Genomic DNA, 21048 nt, shown 5'->3' with positions numbered 1-21048 from the left:
TCCTAAGTTATTTTAGTATTAAATTTATTCTCTATATATTTGCCAAAGTTAATGATAAACTCTAAGTGTTCTGTATCTTTATTTGTTGCTTTTTTTAGCAAATAAAAGAAGGAGTTGTGATTGCATTTTTTTATATTGTTATAATAGTCTTTAGAAATTTTCCAAAACTTTTGAGGAAAGGCTAAATAAGCAAGTATATATTTGTATTCATCTAAATTTAGTGGACATACTTCCTCATATAAATTCAAACATTTTAAAGAAAGTTCTAAGTTCCAGATTGTATTCTCTCTTCTTAAAAGTCTTCTAAGAAAATAAGATATGTCGTGAGTAGAATAATCGATGCTACACTTATCAAAGTCTATTACCCATACATCACCATTTTCGTCGAATATTATGTTTTTATTTACATAATCTAAATGGCATAATGATTTAGTCAAATTAGCATTGTCTATTGTAGATGAGACCTGATAAGCTATTTCTGCTAATAGTGAATTGATATTAAAGTTTTGTAGAAATAGCTTTGAAAAATTGTCACCATATTTAAATGCTAAATTAGAACAGGATAGAAGTTGATGAAAATGCTTGCTTATAGAGGTACTAATATTTTCAAAGTGAGTTCTTATAGTACTGCCTTCTATAGGCTTAAAGCTTTTTCCTGATTTATGCATATAAGCTAGGTTTCTTATTGAATTAAGAATGTGATCAGTATTGTCATAATTACATTTGGTACCTTCTATCCATGGGGTAAGTATAAATAACATATCATTATATGTTATAAATCTGCCATTAGTATTTGTAGGAAGTATTCTTGGTGTATTAATATTATTTCTATATAACCATTCGATTGCTGAATAAACAAAAAGTAGATCTTCCTTTGAAAAATAAACCTTTTTAAGACAATAATTTTTATTTAAAGCAGTAACCTTATAAACTGCTCTTTGTTTATCTGTATCTTTGAATTTAATTCTAGATACTTCAGAATTTTGAAGATTATAATATGGTAATACGTATTTTTTTACACTTTCTTCAGATAATAGATCTAAACTATATTTTTTAGCCGCATAAGGCATTATTAACACTCCTTAAAAAGCTATTTCTTTATAATAATATTAATAAAATCGTTACAATATACATATTCAATAAAAAAAGGAGTTTTAGTTATATATATAGAATAAGTTATAAGGTGGTTTATTATGATTTTAAGAGAAAAGATAGAAAAAAATGAAGAACTTATACTAATACCAGAGGCAACATTTTCTGCGAATTCTAAAGGAAGAAAAATAGAAGAGCATAAAGATGAATTAAGAACTGTGTTTATGGTCGACAGAGACCGGATCATACATAGCAAGTCATTTAGAAGACTTAAACATAAAACTCAAGTATACATAAAAACATGGGGAGATCATTACAGAACAAGACTTACACATACGCTTGAGGTATCTCAAATAGCTAAAACCATAGGAAAAGGAATAGGGCTAAACGAAGATTTGATAGAGGCAATTGCTTTAGGACATGACATTGGACATGTAGCTTTTGCTCATAATGGAGAAGAGGTCTTGGACAAACTTTTACCAGGAGGTTTTAGGCATAATGAAAATAGTGTACGAGTCTTAACGAAAATTGAAGGCCAGGGAATGGGATTGAATCTTACTGAAGAAGTATTAGATGGAATATTATATCATAGTGGCTTTTCAAATTCTGATTTAGAAGCATCAACATTGGAAGGGCAAGTGGTGAGGTATAGCGATAAAATAGCTTACGTAAATCACGATATAGATGATTCAATAAGGGCAGGCTTACTAATGGAAGAAGATTTACCGCAAAATTTAATAAGTATACTAGGGAAGAGTCATGGCAGAAGGATTGATATATTAGTTAAGGATTGCATATATACTACTATAGCAAATATAAAGAAAGGAACTTGTAGGGTTTCTTTAAGTAGTGAAATGGGGAAGGCTTTATCAGAACTTAGAGATTTTATGTTTCAAAAAGTTTACAAAGGACCTGTACTTAAAACAGAAAGAGATAAAGCCAAATTTGTATTAGAACAGGTTTTTAAATATTTCCTGAAAAACCCAAATGAGATGCCCAAATTTTATATGAGCATTGTAGAAAAGGAAGGCTTATATAGAGGAGTTGCAGACTATATAGCTGGAATGAGTGATGACTATTGTTTGCTTTTATTTAACAGTATATATGTTCCTAAAATTGTTGTATATTAGGAATAATTTTTAGTATTAAATGGGTAAAATAACAAAAGTCAAGTAAAAATTGCTAAATTGATGGTAATATTAAAATTAATTTAACAATAATATTGTTCTGGAAGGATATTTAATATCTATAAAGAATATATATAATATATTAAAATAAAAATATTTGATATTACTAGGAGGAATGTTGTAATTTATGTCGAATATAGTTAATCCGGGTATATTAAATTAATAATTAGATAGGTGGGAGTATTTATTGATATCGGAAGATGTCATTCAAAGGGTAAAAGAAGAAAATGATATAGTAGACATTGTATCAGAAAGTGTAAGATTAAAAAGAGCAGGAAGAAATTATTCAGGGTTGTGTCCATTTCATCATGAAAAAACACCATCTTTTAGCGTTTCGGTGGATAAACAAATCTATAAATGTTTTGGATGTGGAGAAGCTGGAAATGTTATAACCTTTGTTATGAAAACGAAGAATTTAACTTTCCCAGAAGCTGTAAAGTTATTGGCTGATAGAGCAAATATAGATTTAGAGTTAGATGATGAAAATAAAACCCAAAAAAATAATTTTGAAAAGTTATATAAAATAAACGTAGAATCTGCTAGGTATTTTTTTTATTGTCTACAGAAAAATGAAAATGCTAAAAGGTATTTGATTAATAGGGGAATAACAGAGACTACAATAAGAAGATTTGGACTAGGATATTCTGTTGATAAATGGGATGGATTGCTGAAGCATCTGAAAGCAAAAGGATTTACTGAATTAGATATGTCTACGGCAGGACTTACAATAAAAAGTCAAAAAAATTCATATTATGATAGATTTAGAAATAGAATTATATTTCCTGTTTTCAATTATAGCGGTAAAGTTATTGGTTTTGGTGGAAGAGTTCTAGATGATTCTAAACCTAAATACCTAAACTCCCCAGAAACGTTATTATTTAAAAAAGGAATAAATCTATATGGACTGAATTTTGCTATAAAGAATAATAACTCGAGAATGTTTATAGTAGTGGAAGGCTATATGGATTGTATATCTCTCCATCAGTATGGCATAACTAATGCTGTAGCATCTCTTGGAACAGCATTAACTTTAAATCAAGCTAAGCTTATGAAAAGATATGCTGATAAAGTCATAATTTCATATGATGCAGATAGTGCAGGACAAATGGCTACATTGAGAGGGTTAGAAGTACTTAAAAAAGTAGGGTTAGAGGTTAGAGTTTTAACGGTCCCACAGGGTAAAGACCCAGATGAATTCATAAGAAATAATGGAAGAGAGGCTTTTCTAAAACTCATAGATGAAGCTTTATCACTTATAGATTATAGAATGGATAAACTTAAAGATGGAATAAATTTAAATGATTCTGATAATGTTATAAAATATGCAGAGAAGGTATTGGAAGTACTTGAAGAATTAGATCCATTAGAAAAAGAGGTCTACATAAAGAGGTTATCAGAAGAAACAAAAATTAGAGATCAGGCTTTATATGACATAATAAATAGTGAAATTCAAAAAAATGTAAATAAGTCCGAAAATATGAATATAGATAACAATTTTGGACAAAAATTATATTTAGAACCGGCATATTTAAAAGCAGAAAGAGGACTCTTAAAGCTTATGTTAAAGGATAAGAATGCATTTGAATATGCAATAAATATTATAGAAAAAGATAATTTAGTATTGGATAGTCATAAGAAGATATTTGTTTATATTGTTGAAAACATTCAATTTGATGAGAAGGAAAGGGAAAAACGCATAGAATTAAAGTGTGATGATATAGATACTTCTAAAGAATGGGTAAACATTTTAGAAACTAACTTAGTATATGGGAAATATGATTATACTAATATGATAAGCGATTTTGTAAAGAAAATTGAAAAATATAAACTTGAAGAAGAAAAAAAAGAACTTATGAATAGGATAAAGCAGTATGAATCACAGGGAAGGCTTGAGGAATCATTAAAATTAGCACAGGAACTAATTGAAATACAAAAAAAGATTGGTGGGATACAGTGATGGCTGAAGGAGGCAAAAACATGAAAGATAAAAGTGCAAAGATGCAAATAGTTAAAAAACTAATTGAAAAAGGTAAAAAAAATGGCACTTTGACTTATAAAGAAATAATGGATGAATTAGATGAAGTTGATTTAAGTCCTGAACAGATAGAAAAAATATATGAAGTACTTGAATCAATGGGAATTGAAGTTATAGGAGATATGCAGGATGTAGAAGTTGATGAAAAAGACTTAGATTTAACAATTCCAGAAGGAATTGCTATAGATGATCCTGTCAGAATGTATTTAAAAGAGATAGGAAAGGTACCGCTACTTTCCTCAGAAGAAGAAATTAATTTAGCACAAAAAATAGAAGATGGAGATCAAGGTGCTAAAAAGAAGCTAGCGGAAGCGAACCTAAGACTTGTTGTAAGTATAGCTAAAAGATATGTAGGTAGAGGTATGCTTTTCCTAGATCTTATACAAGAAGGAAATCTTGGTCTTATAAAGGCAGTAGAGAAGTTTGACTATAGGAAAGGATATAAGTTTAGTACCTATGCTACATGGTGGATAAGACAGGCAATAACAAGAGCAATAGCAGATCAAGCAAGAACAATAAGAATACCTGTTCATATGGTTGAGACTATTAATAAACTTATAAGAGTGTCAAGACAGCTTCTTCAAGAGCTTGGAAGAGAGCCACAACCTGAAGAGGTAGCCAAAATTATGGAGATGCCTGTAGATAAAGTAAGAGAAATCATGAAAATTGCTCAAGAGCCTGTATCTTTGGAGACGCCAATAGGAGAAGAGGAAGATAGCCATCTAGGAGATTTCATTCCTGATGACGAAGCTCCAGCTCCAGCTGAAGCAGCAGCCTTCACTATGCTAAAAGAACAACTTATAAATGTTCTAGATACATTGACACCAAGAGAAGAAAAAGTATTAAGATTAAGATTTGGGTTAGACGATGGAAGGGCCAGAACATTGGAAGAAGTAGGAAAAGAGTTCAATGTTACTAGAGAAAGAATAAGACAAATAGAAGCTAAAGCTTTAAGAAAGCTTAGACATCCAAGTAGAAGTAAAAAATTAAAAGATTATCTAGATTAGAAGCACCAGTTTATGGTGCTTTTCTTATGTGGACAAAAATTGATTTATTATTAAATAGTGATTATGGTATAATATATGAAGGAAGGTGATGGTGTGAAAACATATAAATCAGTTAAGGGTTCAGGTGTATATTCTATATTGGGTATAACTGTTGCATATGATGTTTTTCTAACGATACTTTTATACCTTGTTAGCTATTATGAAATTACAACATTGCTAAAGATAACAATTGTCATTTTTAATATATACCAACTTTATTATATGCTCATCAGCTGCTCTTTAAATTATTCTATAGATAATGAAAATTTATATATTGACAGCGCCTTGGGGCTTAAGAAGATCAGATTGTCCTTGGATTCAATACAAGGATATCAGAAATCTCAAGGCTACATAAAAGGGGTTAAGTTATCAGGTTATGGAAATAATAATTATGCCATTGGAAGATCTATAATAGATAAAATAGGAAGCACTTATATGTTTGTGACTTCAATGAAAAATATAATATATTTAAAGACAGAAGATACAAATTATGGACTATCTCCAGAGAAGTTCTCTGAATTTGAGGAGGAACTAAATAAAAAAGGTGTAAATGAATTAAGTTGGAGTTATAAAATAAACAAAAATGTTAATCTCTATAAGGATAAAAAATTCTTTATTCCATTCTCTATTGTTGCTGTAATTGTAAGCATCATAACTGTAACACCCCTAATACTATATGTTTACAACAAGTTACCAGGAATGATGCCTTTAAATTTTAATGCTCAATTTGTGGCGGTTAAATTTGGAACGGCCAAGCAGTTTGCATTTAAGCACATGTTTTATGGAATACTTAATATGGCTATTTTAGTTTGTATGTATTATGCGGCTTATTTTTGTGCAAAATACGATAGAAAATCAGCTTATAAATTTATGTATGTACCATTAATTTTATCTGTTGTGTTTCTTTTCATGCAGATAAGAATATTATTAACTTTTAGATAGACTACATTGAAATGGAGAATAATTTAATGGAAATTAGTTTAAGACTTAAAACAATTGCAAGTATGGTTGATTCATGTGAATGTGTAGCAGATATAGGAACGGATCATGGGTATGTACCAATATATTTAGTTAAAAATGATATATGCAGTAAGGCTATAGCTTCAGATATAAATAAGGGTCCCGTAGAAAAGGCAAAAATTAATGTTAAGCTTGAAGGTTTGGAGAATAAAATTCAATGTAGATTAGGGGGAGGACTTACTACAATTAAGTCCGAAGAAGTACAAGGAATAGTTATTGCAGGTATGGGTGGAAACTTAATAAGAGATATTATAGAAGATGGAATAGACGTATTTAAAAAAGCAAAGTTTGCAGTACTTCAACCAGTTCAAAATCCTGAAGTATTAAGAGAATACATTTATACAAAAGGATATAAAATAATTGATGAAGAGTTATGTATTGAAGACAATAAACTTTATGAGATTGTTAAAATATGCTATGATAGAAAAACAGAAGATATAGATAGTATATACTATGAGATTGGAAAAACATTAATAGAAAAAAGACATGCACTTGCAAATAGATATATTGAGATGAAGATAGAGCGTTATATAAAGATATTGGAAAATATAACAGAAGAATCAGAGAGTGCTAAAAATAGAAAGCTTGAAGTAAAAAGTAAAATTGAAAAGCTTGAGGAGATGTTAGAATGCCTTTAAAAATCATGGATATTGATAGAATAATGGAAGAACATGCACCAGCAAGATTTAAAGAAAGTTATGACAATGTAGGACTTATGATTGGGGACAAAAGCAGTGAAGTAACATCAATACTAATATCTTTAGATTGTACTTTAAATGTCATAGAAGAAGCTAAGAGAAAGAAGTGTAATCTTATACTCACTCATCATCCTTTACTTTTTAAAAAGCCCAATAATATAACAACTGATACATTATTAGGAAAGAAAATAATTGAAATTATAAAAAGTGAAATAAATGTTTATTCAAGTCATACTAACTTAGATTCTGTTGCAGGTGGAATAAATGATATTATTATGCAACTATTAGGGTTTAATAATTATAAAACTATAGAACTATCAGATGCTAGAAGAGATAATGACTTTAGTACAGGTATAGGAAGAATTGCTGTACTAGAAGAACCAATAATGTTATCTGATGTGTGTGATAGAATTAAGCAAAGCTTAGGCATTCCTTTACTTAGGTACAGTGGAAATGATATAAAAAAGGTTAAAAAGGTGGCTGTTATAAATGGCAGTGGTCAAGGATATTTTAATGCTGCTATACGATTAGGAGCGGATTGTATAATTACAGGAGATACAACCTACCATTATGTTAGTGATTTACTGGAGGAGGGTATACCTGTTATTGACGCTGGACATTTTGGAACTGAGTGGCCTGCTATGAAAATTCTAGCAAAATGGCTGAAGAACACTCTAGAAGATATGGGATTCAACAACCCTGTACATATATCTGAATTGAATAAAAATCCTTATAAATATAAATAGAAATAGGCGTACGCCTATTTCTATTTTTTTATAACATTAGCTTAATATTTCTTTAACTATAATAATATAAAATTTAAGTATCAATGTGAGAGAAACATATATTAAGATATCAAATTTTTATAGAATATGAGGAGGAAAAAGAATGAGTTTAAGTATGCTTTTGGAGATTGAAGAAAATCATAAAATAATAAAAGAAGGCATAAAAACATTAAAGAATGGCTCATGCATCTACATATTGAGAAAGCTTAAATTGGAATTTGAAAATGAAGCAGAGCTTAAAAAAGCGAAATAATTATTTTTCTATTAAGGAACGAAATATGATGTTTTACAGTAAAATACTATTTGCATTTTATTATTATATGTGATAATATAATATCTGCGAGTAAGCCAGACAATCGCTGCTGTGGTAACACAGGAGAGGAAAGTCCGAGCTCCGTAGGGCAGGGTGCTGGATAACCCCCAGTCAGGGTGACCTGAAGGAAAGTGCAACAGAGATATACCGCCGGAACTTTGTTTCGGTAAGGGTGGAAAGGCGAGGTAAGAGCTCACCAGCGCATTGGCGACTTTGCGGCTATGTAAACCCCACTTGGAGCAAGATCGAATAGGGAAGCGTTTAAGGAGTGGCCCGCTTCGCTTCCGGGTAGTATCGCTTGAGCCTATTGGTAACAATAGGCCTAGATAGATGATTGTCAAATACAGAACTCGGCTTATAGGTTTGGTCGCAGGTTATATACCCACTTTGTAGTGGGTCTTTTTGTTTTTTGTTCCTCTTTTGCTACTGCTTAATATACATCAGTGATGATGTTTAAATCTGCAAAAGTTAACAAAAACTTTAAAAAGGACGTATTAGAATCAGTTTAATAAGAGATTTAATGATTGTTTAATTACTGTAGAACTTTTGTGATAATTGTCACAAGTGGGTATGAGAAATATAAAGGCTTTTAACTAAAATTTATTAGCTGGAAGTCTTTTATTCTTTGTAGTATTATATAAAGTGATATAATTTTATATATATAGAAAGGATGTAAATTTATGAATCCAGTAGCATTTTCAATAGGAAGTTTTGAAATAAGGTGGTATGGAATAATAATAGCACTTGGAATTACTGCAGCCCTTATACTTGCAAATTTTAATTGTAAAAGAAAGAACTATAATTATGATAAACTTATAGATACTTTCTTAATAGCTTTTCCTTTTGCCATAATAGGAGCAAGAGCCTATTATGTAATATTTCAATTTAGTGATTACAGAGACAATCTGATAAATGTATTTAATATAAGGCAAGGAGGGCTTGCAATTCACGGAGGAGTTATATTTGCCTTAGCTTCGGCTTATATATATTGCAAGCGAAAAAAGTTAGATTTTTGGGAAATGGCTGATATAGCAGCCCCTTCATTAATATTAGGTCAAGCGATAGGAAGATGGGGAAACTTTTTTAATGGTGAGGCTCATGGTGGACCTGTGACTTATGATTTTATAAGTAAATTTCCAAGTTTCATACAAAAAGGTATGTACATAGATGGCACTTATTATCATCCAACTTTTCTATATGAATCTATGTGGAATCTTGTAGTTTGTCTAATTCTTATATATCTATTAAATAAAAAATTAAAGAAAGGTACTATAATTTTTACATATGTAGGATTATATTCTTTAGGAAGATTTTTTATAGAAGGAATGCGAACAGATAGCTTAATGTTCGGTATTATAAGAATGGCCCAATTGGTAAGCTTAGCGGGAATTGTATTATGCATAGGTTTCTATATATATACTTATAGAAAAAAGGTTTAGATTTATATCCATAATTAAAGGAGAAGAGATCTATGAATGCCATAGGAAGTACGTATGAAAAGTTAAAGGATAAAAATATTAGAAAATCTATGGGAATATTCTATACTCCAGATTATATAGTTGATTATATACTAAAATATACTGTTTCTGAGGCGGATGTGTTAGAGAATCCATTTGTAAAAGTTCTTGATCCCACTTGTGGCGCAGGATATTTTTTAATTAAAGCCTATAATATATTGAAAAAGAAGTTTTTAGATAATTTAGATGAGTTAAGAATTAAGTATAAGAACTGCATCTATTATATGGAAAATAAAAAATCTTTTAGCAATAATTTAGAGAAAACTATGGGAAAAGATTATTGGGTAGAAAAAAATATAGACTATCATATTATAAAGAATTGCCTATACGGGGTTGATTTAGATCCATCAGCAGTAGAACTTACAAAAAAAAATCTTTTAGGTGTATGCAAAAATAAAATTGAAATTGATGTGAATATAATTGAAGGGGATAGCTTAATAAAATGGGAAAAGTTAAATTCAAATGATGAACTCAATTCAATTATATATAAAGATTCTTCAGATATAAAAATAATTGATAAAAAAATCTCTAAGTTAAGAAAATTGTGGGATAATCAGTTTGATTATATAGTAGGTAATCCTCCATATGTAATGTTATTACAGTCTGAAATAGAAAAGGATTATTGGGATTATATTGTGAACAACTATAAAACAGTAGGATATAAGAAGAACACTTTTTATTTGCTTATGGAAAGAGTTTTAGAAAAGTTAAAATATGGAGGAAAACATGGCTTCATAATACCAGATAGGTATTTTTTAGCAAGTAGTTATGCAGAATCAAGGAGAAATTTAGTTAGTAATTTTAAAATATTAAATATAACCCGTTTTTCAGAACAAATATTTGAAGATGCTATTGTAGGAACAGTTATTTATATTATAGAAAGAAGCACATATATAGATAATGACATTGTACAACTAAAATTAGAATATATTAATGAAGATAATTTTTATAGCAGCTGTATTAAACAAAGGTATATAAGTGAAGATAAGAAATTTACAGTAAACATACTCACAAGAAATGAATATCAAGGGGTGATCAAGAAGATTAAGAGCAATTCAAAGTCTCTAAAAGAATTTTGTGATGTTCATGTTGGCATGATGGTAAAAAACAAAGGCTATTATTTGAACAAATATAAAGATAACAGTATGACAGATAAGATAGTATTAGGAAGAGATTTAGATGAGTATATAATAGATAATGATAATAGATGCTTTTGTATAAATGATATAGAAATATTTGGAGGAACTAGAGATGTTAAAAAGCACAATCTTTACCCAAAAATATTGTTAAGAAAGACAGGAAATAACTTGGTTGCAGCTATTGATGAAAAAGGATTTTTCGCAGAGCAATCAGTATACTTAGTTATTCCTTGTAGTAGCTATAAAGTTTATAATTTGTTAGGGCAAATCCAATCAACTTTAAATAACTTTTATTTTAAAGAAGCTTTAATAACTAATCCTAAGGCTTATCCTTATATACAGCATTATGATGTAGAGCAATTACCTATTAATTTGAGTTTAATGCATGATGAGGAATATGAAAAACTGATTAAAAATATAGTAGATATAAAAGAAAAAATTAAATTTTTAAAATTAAGTTTTACAGTGAAGAATAAGGGCTATGATGAAATTCTACATAGTTATAAGGAATTTAAAGATAGAAAAGTGAATTTAAATTTGGAACTGAAAGCAAGCATTAAAATGAGTAATCGTATTTTATATTCTTCTTATAAACTTACAAAAGAAGAAATAGTATTAATAGAAAGTGCGATTAATGAAAAATTATTAACTAAAAAAAATTCTAATTGTAGAATAAATGAAGAGTATACCGAATTACTTGATGAAGCTTTTGATATTTTGAGGTTAGAAGTCATAAAGCTTTTAGAAGATAGTAAAAAATATTTATCTATTAGAGACATAGAAAAAGGCTTAGAGAATGAAATGGAAAATTTTTACGATGTTATAAAAATAATTGAAAATTATAAGTATAAGAGATGCAGTGAAAATATAATAAGGAATGTACTAAATTTAAACTCGATTACCTGGAATATGTATATAAGTAATAAAAGTAAGAAAGAACTAATAAAATATAGCAAAAATGAATATGGATTGACTTCGTGGACAGAAAAAATTCATAGGATATGGTTTTTAGATAATAAAAAAGCACCTTAGCAAATTGTTATTGCTAAGGTGTTTAAATTATTCTGTTAGTTTAAGGGTTAAGCTTTTATTTTCACCATTTCTATATACATCTACCTGAACTTTGTCACCAGATTTATGTTCAGATTTAATTTTGTTTATATCATCTACAGTTTTAATGGATTTACCATCAAATTTTGTGATTATATCTCCAGTTTGAATTCCAGCATTTTCAGCAGCACTAAATTTTTGAACTTGAACTATATGAACTCCTTGAGGAACATTATAACGTGAAGCCATATCTGAAGTTACTTCCTCAGCAGATATACCAACCTTCAATATTGGCTTTAGAAGGCTATTTATTTTAGTTTTAACTGTATCTATAGGTATAGCAAAACCTATGCCTTCTACGCCATTTCCTCCGATTTTAGCACTGTTTATACCTATAACTTGACCAAGAGAGTTAACAAGAGCACCACCACTATTTCCAGGATTTATAGCTGCGTCTGTTTGTATAAAGGTCTGCTTAGAGTTACCTACACTAATTTCTCTATTCATAGCACTTACTACTCCTGTAGTTACAGAGCCTAATAATTCTTTTCCTAATGGATTTCCTATGGCTACTACAGGATCTCCTACTTGCATATCCTTAGAACTACCTAGCTCAGCAACAGCTGGCATTTTGACGCTCTTTGTAACTTTAATGATGGCTAAATCAAGACTAGAATCGTAATTTACCACTTTTGCAGGTACTTCCTGTTTATTGTTAAGAATTACGCTTACTGTATCGGCACCACTGATAACGTGGTTGTTAGTAAGAATATATCCATCCTCATTTATGATAATACCAGAACCCATACCCTCTTCTTCCTGTGAAGAAGAAAAGAAATCACCTTGAGAAGTGCTTTTTACAGATACCCCAACTACTGCAGGACCTACTTTTTTGGCTATGTCAGCAACTGAAAGAGAGCCTTTTACAGAAGACATAGGTGAAGCACTAACAGTTTTAGCACTGCTGCTTTGAGCTATACTTTGGTATAAAGGAGTGTCCTTAAAAAAGCTCGATTTAGGTAAAAGATATAATGAAGCAGCAGTAGAAGCAGTACCTCCTATTACGCTGCATAGCAATCCTACCATTACATAAGATAAAACCTTTCTTCCTTTATGTTTAGAAGGCTTTGGCGACTTTGCATTTTCATCACAGTTATAAAATTTTACATCGTTAACTTCGATAAGGTTGTTGTTATTTTCCATATCTATACTTTTTTTAGTTTCATTATCAAAATTATTCATAAGTTATTCCTCCTTAAATATATAAATTTACATAATAATTTTTAAATAGAATTACTATACAACAGTAACTTTATATTTAACTGTATAACATAATATTAATTATATTTTGTTACACTTAAGTGACAAAAATGTTAATGGTATTTAACTTTTTTGTTTAATAATTGTTAACTTAACTGAAAATTGTGATTAAGATGGCTGTTGACAAACTAAATTTATGTGTGTAGAATAATTTGGATAATTGATTAGATATTCATATAAGTTATATAAAATTTAATGGGAGGTTATTAAATGGAGCGCTCGAAAAAGTTGGCTGAGGAAGGTGTTGGAAAATTACTTTTTGAATTTTCTATTCCAGCAATAGTCGGAATGTTAGTAAACTCATTGTATATTATAATTGATAGAATATTTATAGGAAGAGTAGTAGGTGCTATGGCTATCTCAGGTGTGAGTCTTACTTTCCCGATAGGAATCTTAATTATGGGCTTTGGAATGCTAGTAGGTATTGGAGGGGCAGCCCGTATATCTATTAAATTAGGGCAACATAAAAAAGAGGATGCAGAAAAAATATTAGGAAATGCTTTTACTCTATTAATAATAGTTTCGTTAATAGTCACGTTTTTGGGAATTATGTTTATGGAGCCTATGCTTAGATCTTTTGGAGCAAGTAATAACACCATAGGTTATGCCAAAGAGTTTATAACCATTATTTTAGCTGGTGCTGTGCTTCAAAACTTAGGATTTGGATTGAATAATATAATTAGAGCTGAAGGAAATCCTAAAAAAGCAATGACAACTATGCTTATAGGATGTATATTAAATATAATTTTAGATTACATATTTATATATGTATTTAATTTTGGTATAAAAGGAGCTGCTACAGCAACGGTTATATCACAGGGATTTAATACTATTTGGGTGCTTTCATATTTTAGTGGGAAAAGTAGTTTATTGAAGCTTAGGAGAAGAAATTTCAAATTAGAAAAAGATGTAGTATTAAGTATATTTGCTATAGGAATGTCACCCTTTGCTATGCAAATTGCGGCTAGTGCTGTTAATGTCATTTTAAATAAAAGCTTGGGAGTTTATGGAGGAGATTTGGCAATTGGTGCATTTGGAATAATAAATAGTATCGCAACTATGATTCTGATGCCTATTTTTGGTATAAACCAAGGCTCTCAACCTATAATAGGATTTAATTATGGTGCTAAAAAGTATGAACGCGTAAAAAGAGCTTTAAAGCTTGCGGTAGTTGCGGCTACGGTAATTGCGACTGTTGGTACCTTAATAGTCTTTGTCTTTCCAGTAGTCCTAGTTAAAATGTTCAATAAATCTGATGTTAGTTTAACGCAAATAACTACACATGGCATAAAAATATTTATGTTAATGTTTCCGCTAGTAGGATTTCAAATAGTGAGTTCAAATTTTTTTCAAGCTATAGGTAAAGCAAAAATATCAATGTTTTTAGCTCTTTTAAGGCAGGTAATAATTTTAATTCCTATGTTACTAATTCTACCAAGTATTTTTAAATTAAATGGTGTTTGGGCAGCTGCACCTATATCAGATTTTATAGCTTCTATTTTGACAGCTGTATTTTTATCATTAGAGGTAAAGAAGCTCAAGGAAGAAAAAGAATCATTGCAGTCTGAAGATAAACAATCTAAAGAGTGTTTGGAATAACTATAAAACCCCGGAAATTTTTCTGGGGTTTTATAGTTAAGGATTACTGATTCTATCGATATCAAGAGCACTTTTTGGCTGCCTTTTTTCCATTTCTTCTTCATATTTTATATCTGGTTTTGAAAGTTTTTTATTTTGTGGTTTTGTAGCTTTTTTACTTTCTCTATGCATTAGTAGACCTCCTTTCTCTGTTTATAGAGTAACCTCTAAAAAGTCTTTTTATACTTTGTTTGGTTTGTGTTAAAATATAATAATTAAGGAAAGATTAATTAAAGGTGGTTTAAATGGTATATTTAATAGGAATAATATTTTTGACTATTTTTGCAGCGATAAACCTGACTGTAGGTTTAAGAGGATGGATAATTATAAGACAACTGCTTCCCTTTATAAATGTATACTTATATTGGATATTATTTGCGTTTATAGCCTTGTCGTTTTTTTTAGGAAGATTAGGTGGAAAATTTTTACCTTCTACTGTTGATGCAGCCTTTAATATAGTTGGAGGCTATTGGATTGCTGCATTATATTATTTTATTATTCTTGCAGTATTATTAGCTATAGTGAAAGTGTTAATAAAGTTAGCAAGTTCAGGAGTATTGTTTAGAGGATACAATGTGGAACTAATTTTAAATATGTCAATATTTATTGTAATTTTTATTATTCTAGCCTACGGTACCTATAATGCTACTCATTCGAAGATCATCAAATATGATATAGCTATAGATAAAAGAGCTGGAGATTTGAAAAACTTAAACATTGTAACTGTATCAGATATTCATCTAGGAAGCATAGTAGGGAAAAGCAGACTGAATAAAATGATTGTTGAGATTAATGGGTTAAAACCAGATATAGTATTTTTGTGTGGAGATATTGTAGATGATGATATAAGTCCATTTTTAACAGAAAACATGGGAGAAACCTTCAAACAAATTAAATCAAAATACGGAGTTTACGCAGTGCTTGGAAATCATGAATACATTGGAGGAAACATTCAGGAAATAGAGAAGGCATATAAAGAGGCTAATATTATACTTTTAAAAGATGGTGTGGAAAAAGTAAATAATAGTTTTTATGTAGTTGGAAGAGATGATGTTTCGGGTGTCAGAGTAAATGGAAAAAAGAGAGAAGATATTTCGAAACTAATCGAAAGGTGTGATAAAACTTTGCCTATAATAGTTTTGGATCATCAGCCGGTTAAAATAGAAGAAGCTAAAAGTGCAGGAGTGGATCTTCAATTTTCAGGACATACACATAAGGGACAATTTTTCCCGACAAACTTAATAACAAAAAAAATATTTAAAATAGATTATGGGTATTTAAAAGAAGATAAGTTTAATATTATCGTGACTTCAGGATTTGGTACATGGGGACCGCCTATAAGAGTGGGCAGCAATTCTGAAATTGTAAAAACTGAGGTTGATTTTAAATGATTTAATTCTAGAAAGGTATGTATATGAACGATAAAGAACATGGGTCAATTGTAATGGGAAAAGATTATGAGCAAAATATGGATATGAAAACTCGAAAAGATTATGGAAGGTTTTATACACCAGACTTTATAATTGATTATATTATAGAAAATACTATAAAAAACATAGATATAGAAAAAAATCCTTTTGTAAAAATATTAGACCCTGCATGTGGGAGTGGCTATTTTTTAGTTAGAATTTATGACTTATTAATTAAAAAATTTTTACAAAGACTTTCTTCTCTAAGACAAAAGTATTATGATTACGAATTTACAATGTGTACAGAAAATGGTGAGAAGAAGGTAAAAGGAATAGAATATTGGACCTATGAAAATTTACATTATCATATAATAAAAAATTGCATATATGGATCGGATATAGATGATAATGCAGTAGAACTCGCTAAAATAAATCTGTCTTCAAAATCCACCGATAGGTCATATTTAAGTCCAAATATAATTTGCTGTGATACTTTAATAAAGTATGAGGAAGATTATAATTGGAAAAATATCGTAAAGACAAAGAATGGGGCATATTTATGTGAATATGTGGATATTGAAGGTGTTTTAATAAATAAGGAATTAAGTTATACAGAAAATAAGAAGCTAGTAGAAATTTGTGAGTTTTGGAGCGAAAGATATGATTACATTGTAGGAAATCCGCCTTGGGTTTCGTTAAGCAGAAAGCATAAAGGTGATATAAAAAAAAAGTTAATTAGATATTATATAAGCAAATATCAGGGAAATAGTTACTTACCTAACTTGTATGAATATTTTATTAAAAGATCATTTGAACTTGCTAAAAATGGTGGAGTAATTGGATTTGTTGTACCAGATAGATTTGCAAATAATTTACAATATAAATCGCTTAGAAAGAAAATACTCGATGAATACAGTATTTTACAGCTATTTTTTGAAATAGAATTTCCAAATATAAATACTGATACTATGATTTTCATAATTGAAAAAAAATATAATCTAAACAATAAAATTAAATTAGATATATATGAAAAGAGAAAGTATATTGTTGATCAAAGAGAATACTTGGATAATGAAAATTATGAATTTTTATATGAAAAGAATGATTATTACAGGCATATAAAAAATAAGATTGAAAATGAAAGCGAATTCCTGGGAGATATAAGTTCCACATTTACAGGATTTATTGGAGATTCGAAAAAGATAACTAAAGAAAAAGTAAAGTCCTCTCAGATAGAAATAATTAAAGGTGAAAATATAAATAAATTTAATGTATCAGGCAAATGCTATTACGAGTTCTTACCAGAAAACATAAAAGGAGGTACAAAAAATATGACAAAATTAAAATCCCCTTTTAAAATATTGGTTAGAAAGACAGGAAACAAGTTAATATCTGCGATAGATAGCAGCGGATATATAATAGAACAATCGCTTTATGGGATAATAAATTTAGATAATAAATATTTACATGAATATGTTTTAGCAATCTTGAATTCAAAACTCATGGAGTGGTACTATTTAAATTTTCTTGTTACAAATTTAAATAGTACCCCACAGATTAAAAAGTATAGCTTGAACAGGATACCAATTAAAAGATGTGATTTAAGTGAGCAAAAAAAGATAGAAAAAGTAGTTAATGATATAATTGCAGCAAAAAAGTGGAATGATATAAATAGGATTCATGAACTTGAGATGGAATTAGATAATACAATATTTGACTTGTATAGGATGGATTACTCTGATAGAAAAATCATTAATTTGAAAAGTGGAGTTGATTAATATTTATATCATAATTGATGAATACCAATTAATGATCTAGATAGAACTTTATAAATTACCATACATATAAAAATGTTTAATGTTCGACACATTACGAATGTTAACTGTGAAAAAAAATGTATAATAAAGACAGACAAGAACAATATGGACGAAAAATAGCAAAATAATGTTGACTTTGTCCTTTGACGATGATAATATATGTAATGTAATAATATTAATATAATTTACTTCGTCCGTATAATCTTGATAATATGGTTCAAGAGTTTCTACCAGAGTACCGTAAATCTCTGACTATGGGTGAATCCGTTAAAACTATTTTACTAAGTGGAGTTTCTAGTTCGGATTTACTCATGATTCGAATCAGGAGCTTTTTTTATTGGAGGGAAAATAATGAACATGAAAAAAGCTAACCCTGTGGGAGAACAAAAATCATTTTTAGGCTCATTTTTTAAGTTGTCAGAAAATAATACTAATGTAAAGACAGAAATAATTGCTGGGATAACTACGTTTATTACAATGGCGTATATCATTTTTGTAAATCCAGCTATATTAATGCAATCAGGTATGAATTCTCAAGGACTTATGGGAGATGCTGCTGTTAAAGCTGGTATTTCAGCAATTAATGATCCAATTGTAGCTTCAGTATTTGGAGCAACATGTATAGCAGCTGCGATAGGTACTTTGGTAATGGGGCTTTATGCTAATTTGCCATTTGCTCAAGCACCAGGTATGGGACTTAATGCCTTCTTTACATACAGCGTATGCTTAACTTTAGGATATACATGGCAACAGGCATTGGCAGCAGTATTCGTGTCAGGTGTACTTTTTATAATAATAACAGTAACATCAATCAGAGAAAAAATAGTGGATGCACTTCCTCAAAATCTTAAACTTGCTATTTCAGGCGGTATAGGTTTGTTTATAGCTCTTATAGGATTTAAGGGTGGTGGAATTATAGTATCTAGCCCAGCGACTTTGGTTTCCTTTGGAAAGTTTACTGATCCTCACGTTATGGTAACCCTAATAGGTATTGTCATTATAGCAATATTAATGTCAAAAGGAGTTAAAGGTTCTATACTTATTGGAATAATATTAACAACTATTGTAGGAATACCATTTGGAATAACTCATCTTCAAGGAATAAAAATAATAAGTGTACCACCATCAATAGCACCTACTATGTTTGCTTTTGATTTTAAGGGCCTTTTAGGACTAGGAAAAGCAGGTATGGTTGGAGCTATTACAAGTTTAATTATGGTTGTATTAACTTTTAGTTTAGTGGATTTATTTGATACTATAGGAACATTAGTTGGAACAGCACAAAAAGCTAAGATGCTTGATAAAGATGGAAGAGTTCTACGTATGAACAAAGCTCTTTTATCAGATGCAGTAGCAACAACTGTTGGTTCAATGCTTGGAACAAGTACTGTAGTTACTTATGTAGAATCTACATCAGGTATATCAGAAGGTGGAAGAACAGGTCTTACATCTCTTACAACAGGTGTATTGTTCTTGCTCTCATTGTTCTTTGTTCAATTAGTAGGAGTAGTTCCATCTGAAGCTACAGCACCAGCGCTTGTAATTGTTGGAGTGTTGATGATGGGAGCTGTTACAAAAATAAACTTTGAGGATTTTACAGAGGCACTTCCAGCTTTCTTTACAATAGCTATTATGCCATTCAGCTATAGTATAGCAAATGGGATTGCAGCAGGAATAATTTTTTATCCTATTGTAAAGTTAGTAACAGGTAGACGAAAAGAAGTTCATCCAATAGTATATATACTAGCAGCATTATTTATAATAAGATTTGCTGTGTTAGGTGAATAATTATAGATTTTAATATATTCAGATGGGGCTTTTGCTCTATCTGATTTTTTATAAGCAAGTTTTTAGAGTATATAGGTAAATATGACCGGAACTTAATTTGTATTCAGCTATATGTTAAGTGTATAGTTTGTATATCTATAATGTATGACCTAGATGCAGATGATTAAATAATTTGTGGATATAAAGGAAAAGGTTGACATATGGTCGATGATCGTCATAAAATAAAGAATAGCAGTATTTGAGTATCTTGTATACAAGGAGATTAATTTATGAATAAGGTGTTTAAATTTTTCAAGGTTATATTAATATGTGGGGTGATATTTATATTATTTTCCTTGTGCTCAGTAATTTATTTTGGACAAAATGTCAGACCTCAAAAGTCAGATTGCATTATAGTTTTGGGTTGTAAAGTATATGGAACTACACCAAGTCCTTTCCTGACTTCTAGACTTGAACATGCTATTGAATTATATGAACAAGGTTATGGAAATTACATTATTGTATCCGGTGGGCAAGGTGCTGGAGAGAGTATATCTGAAGCTGAGTCCATGAAAAGATACCTAGTATCTAAGGGAATTAAAACAAATCATATTATAGCAGAAGATAAATCTATGACTACTATGGAAAATCTATCAAACTCAAAAAAGTTAATGGAAAGAAACAATTTTAAGACAGCTTTAATAGTATCTAATAAATATCACTTAAAACGGGCTAGTTTAATAGCACTTTATTGTAAAATTAATGCTTCATATTCTGGTGTTTTTGTTAAGGAGTATAAATCCCATGAAGTCGCAGGGTATTTGAGAGAAGTTCCTGCCCTAATAAAATTTTATCTACAGTATATATATTATAAATTTTTTTAGTTCTTAAAAAAGGAAATTGAGTGAAAATATAGAATATATAAAATTGAGGTAAAATTCAAATGACATGCTAGGAGGTATTATTATATGGAAAGACTCTATTATTGTTCAGAATGCAAAAGAGTTATAACGAATGAAGATGAGTGTACTTACTGTAATTCTAATGACGTAAAAGAGCTTATGCTAAAAACTCCTGTAAATGTTATAGGAACAAAAACTAAAGGAAAAGTACTTAAAATTAAAGACGGAAAAGTAAATCTTATTATCATGGATGAAGCCAACAGTAAATTAGTTAAAGAATATGATGTAACACAGTTGAAAAAAGTATTATAGG

At 29.7% G+C, this 21048-nt stretch carries 18 protein-coding genes, 1 other RNA gene and 1 riboswitch; of the genes, 16 read left to right on the top strand and 3 right to left on the bottom strand.

Features of this window, described 5'->3' with window-relative positions:
* Positions 1–2: 2 nt before the first annotated feature.
* The gene (locus I6U48_RS08815; RefSeq protein ID WP_218320047.1) at positions 3–1070 is read right to left on the bottom strand and encodes a CotS family spore coat protein; all 1068 of its coding nucleotides are present in this window, start codon (positions 1068–1070) and stop codon (positions 3–5) included.
* A gap of 123 nt (positions 1071–1193) precedes the next feature.
* Between I6U48_RS08815 and I6U48_RS08810 the strand changes: the two genes are divergently transcribed.
* The 10 genes from I6U48_RS08810 (at position 1194) to I6U48_RS08765 (ending at position 11864) form a co-directional block, all read left to right on the top strand.
* The gene (locus tag I6U48_RS08810; RefSeq protein ID WP_218320046.1) at positions 1194–2222 is read left to right on the top strand and encodes a deoxyguanosinetriphosphate triphosphohydrolase; all 1029 of its coding nucleotides are present in this window, start codon (positions 1194–1196) and stop codon (positions 2220–2222) included.
* 244 nt (positions 2223–2466) lie between these two features.
* The gene (dnaG, locus tag I6U48_RS08805) at positions 2467–4236 is read left to right on the top strand and encodes a DNA primase (RefSeq protein WP_218320045.1); all 1770 of its coding nucleotides are present in this window, start codon (positions 2467–2469) and stop codon (positions 4234–4236) included.
* Positions 4236–5321 (top strand): RNA polymerase sigma factor RpoD, encoded by a 1086-nt coding sequence (gene rpoD, locus I6U48_RS08800; protein ID WP_218320044.1) that lies wholly within the window; start codon positions 4236–4238, stop codon positions 5319–5321. The genes dnaG and rpoD overlap by 1 nt, the downstream gene beginning before the upstream one ends.
* Positions 5322–5414: 93 nt before the next feature.
* Positions 5415–6302: a PH domain-containing protein gene (locus I6U48_RS08795; RefSeq protein ID WP_218320043.1), complete on the top strand. Its 888-nt coding sequence runs from the start codon at positions 5415–5417 to the stop codon at positions 6300–6302.
* 26 nt (positions 6303–6328) lie between these two features.
* Positions 6329–7018: a tRNA (adenine(22)-N(1))-methyltransferase gene (locus I6U48_RS08790; protein ID WP_218320042.1), complete on the top strand. Its 690-nt coding sequence runs from the start codon at positions 6329–6331 to the stop codon at positions 7016–7018.
* The gene (locus tag I6U48_RS08785) at positions 7009–7824 is read left to right on the top strand and encodes a Nif3-like dinuclear metal center hexameric protein (RefSeq protein ID WP_218320041.1); all 816 of its coding nucleotides are present in this window, start codon (positions 7009–7011) and stop codon (positions 7822–7824) included. Before I6U48_RS08790 ends, I6U48_RS08785 begins: the two co-directional genes overlap by 10 nt.
* A 142-nt stretch (positions 7825–7966) precedes the next feature.
* Positions 7967–8116 carry a hypothetical protein gene (locus tag I6U48_RS08780; RefSeq protein WP_218320040.1) on the top strand — a complete coding sequence of 50 codons (150 nt, stop codon included), beginning with the start codon at positions 7967–7969 and terminating at the stop codon, positions 8114–8116.
* Positions 8117–8203: 87 nt separating this feature from the next.
* Positions 8204–8550, top strand: an RNA gene (gene rnpB / locus I6U48_RS08775) — RNase P RNA component class A.
* A 306-nt stretch (positions 8551–8856) separates the two neighbouring features.
* Complete coding sequence (lgt, locus tag I6U48_RS08770) at positions 8857–9615, top strand: prolipoprotein diacylglyceryl transferase (protein WP_218320039.1); 759 nt, start codon at positions 8857–8859, stop codon at positions 9613–9615.
* 32 nt (positions 9616–9647) lie between these two features.
* Positions 9648–11864 carry an N-6 DNA methylase family protein gene (locus tag I6U48_RS08765; RefSeq protein ID WP_218320038.1) on the top strand — a complete coding sequence of 739 codons (2217 nt, stop codon included), beginning with the start codon at positions 9648–9650 and terminating at the stop codon, positions 11862–11864.
* 27 nt (positions 11865–11891) lie between these two features.
* Here the strand turns inward: I6U48_RS08765 and I6U48_RS08760 are convergent, their stop codons facing one another.
* Complete coding sequence (locus I6U48_RS08760) at positions 11892–13124, bottom strand: S1C family serine protease (protein ID WP_218320037.1); 1233 nt, start codon at positions 13122–13124, stop codon at positions 11892–11894.
* 288 nt (positions 13125–13412) lie between these two features.
* Between I6U48_RS08760 and I6U48_RS08755 the strand changes: the two genes are divergently transcribed.
* Positions 13413–14801: an MATE family efflux transporter gene (locus I6U48_RS08755; protein WP_218320036.1), complete on the top strand. Its 1389-nt coding sequence runs from the start codon at positions 13413–13415 to the stop codon at positions 14799–14801.
* A 36-nt stretch (positions 14802–14837) separates the two neighbouring features.
* Here the strand turns inward: I6U48_RS08755 and I6U48_RS30050 are convergent, their stop codons facing one another.
* Positions 14838–14972, bottom strand: a complete 135-nt coding sequence (locus I6U48_RS30050) for a hypothetical protein (RefSeq protein WP_281421807.1) — start codon at positions 14970–14972, stop codon at positions 14838–14840.
* Between the two features lie 113 nt (positions 14973–15085).
* On the opposite strand from I6U48_RS30050, the gene I6U48_RS08750 reads away from it, so the two are divergent.
* The 5 genes from I6U48_RS08750 to I6U48_RS08730 all read left to right on the top strand — a co-directional run bounded on the left by I6U48_RS08750 (position 15086) and on the right by I6U48_RS08730 (position 21047).
* On the top strand, positions 15086–16231 hold the full coding sequence (locus I6U48_RS08750; protein WP_218320035.1) for a metallophosphoesterase: 1146 nt from the start codon (positions 15086–15088) through the stop codon (positions 16229–16231).
* 23 nt (positions 16232–16254) lie between these two features.
* Positions 16255–18027: an N-6 DNA methylase family protein gene (locus I6U48_RS08745; protein WP_246615261.1), complete on the top strand. Its 1773-nt coding sequence runs from the start codon at positions 16255–16257 to the stop codon at positions 18025–18027.
* Positions 18028–18240: 213 nt separating this feature from the next.
* Positions 18241–18341: riboswitch (purine riboswitch) on the top strand.
* Between the two features lie 76 nt (positions 18342–18417).
* Positions 18418–19854, top strand: a complete 1437-nt coding sequence (locus I6U48_RS08740; protein WP_218320033.1) for an NCS2 family permease — start codon at positions 18418–18420, stop codon at positions 19852–19854.
* A gap of 269 nt (positions 19855–20123) precedes the next feature.
* Positions 20124–20717: a YdcF family protein gene (locus tag I6U48_RS08735; RefSeq protein WP_218320032.1), complete on the top strand. Its 594-nt coding sequence runs from the start codon at positions 20124–20126 to the stop codon at positions 20715–20717.
* Between the two features lie 84 nt (positions 20718–20801).
* On the top strand, positions 20802–21047 hold the full coding sequence (locus I6U48_RS08730; RefSeq protein ID WP_218320031.1) for a hypothetical protein: 246 nt from the start codon (positions 20802–20804) through the stop codon (positions 21045–21047).
* Position 21048: the final 1 nt, after the last annotated feature.

This window comes from Clostridium thailandense (assembly GCF_019207025.1).
In the GTDB taxonomy this organism is placed as follows: Bacteria; Bacillota; Clostridia; order Clostridiales; family Clostridiaceae; genus Clostridium_AM; species Clostridium_AM thailandense.
The sequence above is the reverse complement of the archived record's forward strand: the minus strand, read 5'-3'. Positions and strand labels throughout refer to the sequence as shown.